This is a genomic window from Wolbachia endosymbiont of Bemisia tabaci (genome assembly GCF_003999585.1).
Classification (GTDB): domain Bacteria; phylum Pseudomonadota; class Alphaproteobacteria; order Rickettsiales; family Anaplasmataceae; genus Wolbachia.
Window position 1 is genome coordinate 1,107,739 of record NZ_CP016430.1, and the last position, 2,647, is coordinate 1,110,385.

Genomic DNA, 2,647 nt, shown 5'->3' on the forward strand with positions numbered 1-2,647 from the left:
CTTTTGGACTTTGTTTCGATTCTGACGTTAACCATAAAGTAGAATAAGGAAAGGAAGGTGATGTGGATAAATAAGCCAATAATGGTAGAGAGAAGAAGCTTTGAACTACTATCATTATATAACAGCAAACAACCTATCTTTAAGAACTCAAAGTATTTTCATATAAACCCAAAAGGAATAGCAATAATACGTATTTATGGAGTTTTGACTAAAAAAACAGAAGCTTTTGATCATATTTTAGACATGACTTCGTATGAAAATATTCATGAAGAGATAGAGAGTGCTTTAGAAGATAAAAGCATAGAGACGATTCTACTTGATATAGACAGTCCGGGAGGAGAAGTAAATGGAGTATTTGACTTAGCTGATTTTATCTATAGTGCAAGAGGAAAAAAGAGGATAATAGCGATAGCAAATGATGATGCATACTCTGCTGCATATGCAATAGCTTCTAGCGCTGAGAAGGTATTTGTGAGCAGAACTTCTGGTGTTGGCAGTATTGGAGTAATAGCAAGTCATATAGATCAAAGTAGGTTTGATGAAAAACAAGGTATTAAGTACACCACAATCTTTGCTGGTAGTCGAAAGAATGATTTAAACCCACATGAGCAAATGACGTCTGAAAGTCTGGAAAGCTTACAAAAAGAAGTAGACCGACTATATGAAATGTTCGTCCAGCTAATAGCACGTAATCGCAATCTTTCTATACAAGCAATCAAATCAACGGAAGCAGGGCTATATTTTGGCGAGAAAGCAGTAGAAATAGGTCTTGCAGATGGAGTTACAACATTTTTTGAATTTATCAACAATCATAAAAGTAGGAGTGTTAGTATGACAACTGATGAGTTAATTGAGGAGAACTATCGTAGAGAAATTTTAGAGATAATAAGATTATGTAATGTATCAAAGATGCCAGAAAAGATAGGAGAATTTATAGAGCAAGGAGTAAGTATTGAGAAAGCACGGGAAGTTTTAATGGAGTTACTTGCAGAGCGAACGAAAAAGACAGAGATACTGAGTGCAATACCACAGAATTCAGGAGAAGAGTTGATGATGCAGGTAGCTAAAGCTAGAGCACAATCAAGTATTTAAGTTTTTTTATAACCGCCGCATACAATAACTACAAACATGGCGGTAAAACTAAAGGAAAAAAGGAGAAAAGAAAATATGACATGTATAACCGAACAAAATAATCTAGGTGACCTATTAAAGTATGAGGCATCAAGTTTATATTCAAGAGACCAAATAACGGTAGCAAAGGGACAAAATCTGAAGCTAGGAACAGTAGTTGGTTATGATACTAAAGATAATTTAATTAAAGCTTTAAATCCAACTGCCACAGATGGTACACAAACAGCAATAGGTGCAATAGTAAGTGATGTAAATGCGACAGAAAATGCCAAAGCAGTAATTATTACTCGTGGTGCAATGCTAGCAGATCATGCAATTGTGTGGCCAACAGGTATCACTGAAGAGCAAAAAGCTGAAGCAATAAAGCAACTTGAAGGACGAGGAATCATTATCCGTAAAGCGGCCTAAAGCTATATTAAACAACAAAAAACACAAAGGGGGAAAAGAAAAAATGCAAAATCCATTTACAAATACAGCATTTAGTATGACGGCACTAACAAATGCGATGAATATATTGCCGATAAATTATGGACGTGTTGAAAATTTAAATTTATTTCCAAGTAGATCAGTAAGATTTAGACATATCACCATAGAAGAGCAAAATGGAGTATTAAGTTTACTACCAACGCAGTTACCCGGAGCACCAGGAGCAGTAGGAAAAAGAGGAAAAAGAAAGGTAAGAACATTTACGATTCCGCACATTCCGCATGATGATGTAGTGTTACCAGAGGAAGTACAGGGAATAAGGGCATTTGGATCAGAAAGTGAACTTAAAGCGCTGGCAGACGTAATAACTGACCATTTACAGCTAATGAGAAACAAACACGCAATAACATTAGAGCATTTACGAATGGGAGCGCTGAAAGGAATAATTTTAGATGCTGACGGGTCAGAATTATTAAATCTGTACAACGAATTTGAAATCACACCAAAAGTAGTAAATTTTGCACTGGGAACAGCGACAACTGATGTAAAACGTAAGTGTCTGGAAGTACTCCGGCACATAGAAGATAATCTAAGTGGTGAATATATGACAGGAATTCATGCCTTGGTAAGCCCTGAGTTTTTCGATGCATTAACTTCTCACGTTAAAGTAAAAGAAGCATATGAAAGATGGCAAGAAGGAGCAGCGCTAAGGAATGATATGAGATCAGGATTTACGTTCTGTGGAATAACATTTGAGGAATATAGAGGGCAAGCAACAGATCCTGAAGGAACCGTGAGAAGATTTATTGAGAAAGATACGGGGCACTGTTTTCCACTAGGAACAGCAAGCACATTTACAACATATTTTGCACCAGCAGACTTTAATGAGACAGTAAATACTCTTGGACAGCCACTCTATGCAAAACAAGAGCCAAGGAGGTTTGATAGAGGGACCGATTTACATACACAGTCAAATCCTTTGCCAATGTGCCACAGGCCTGGAGTGCTAGTAAAAATTAGTTCTAGCTGATGAATATAGGAAAACTATTGAAAGATTGTTTTGAGCATTTAGGAGTGGAAGCCATATACT

3 protein-coding genes are annotated in these 2,647 nt (G+C 36.6%); all 3 read left to right on the top strand.

The window, feature by feature from the left end; all coding sequences use genetic code 11:
• The first annotated feature begins 60 nt into the window (after window positions 1–60).
• Window positions 61–1,092 carry a S49 family peptidase gene (locus BBB02_RS05415; protein WP_077188543.1) on the top strand — a complete coding sequence of 344 codons (1,032 nt, stop codon included), beginning with the start codon at window positions 61–63 and terminating at the stop codon, window positions 1,090–1,092.
• Between the two features lie 75 nt (window positions 1,093–1,167).
• Window positions 1,168–1,539: a head decoration protein gene (locus BBB02_RS05420; protein WP_127464211.1), complete on the top strand. Its 372-nt coding sequence runs from the start codon at window positions 1,168–1,170 to the stop codon at window positions 1,537–1,539.
• A 43-nt stretch (window positions 1,540–1,582) separates the two neighbouring features.
• Entirely contained in the window at window positions 1,583–2,587 is a 1,005-nt protein-coding gene (locus tag BBB02_RS05425) for a major capsid protein (protein WP_010405450.1), read from the top strand.
• The last annotated feature ends 60 nt before the right edge of the window (window positions 2,588–2,647 follow it).

What these genes read in the sequence shown, in the direction of transcription:
- BBB02_RS05415 (WP_077188543.1), top strand. Translation starts at nt 61, where the DNA reads ATGTGGATAAATAAGCCAATAATGGTAGAGAGAAGAAGCTTTGAACTA.
- BBB02_RS05425 (WP_010405450.1), top strand. Translation starts at nt 1,583, where the DNA reads ATGCAAAATCCATTTACAAATACAGCATTTAGTATGACGGCACTAACA.
- BBB02_RS05420 (WP_127464211.1), top strand. Translation starts at nt 1,168, where the DNA reads ATGACATGTATAACCGAACAAAATAATCTAGGTGACCTATTAAAGTAT.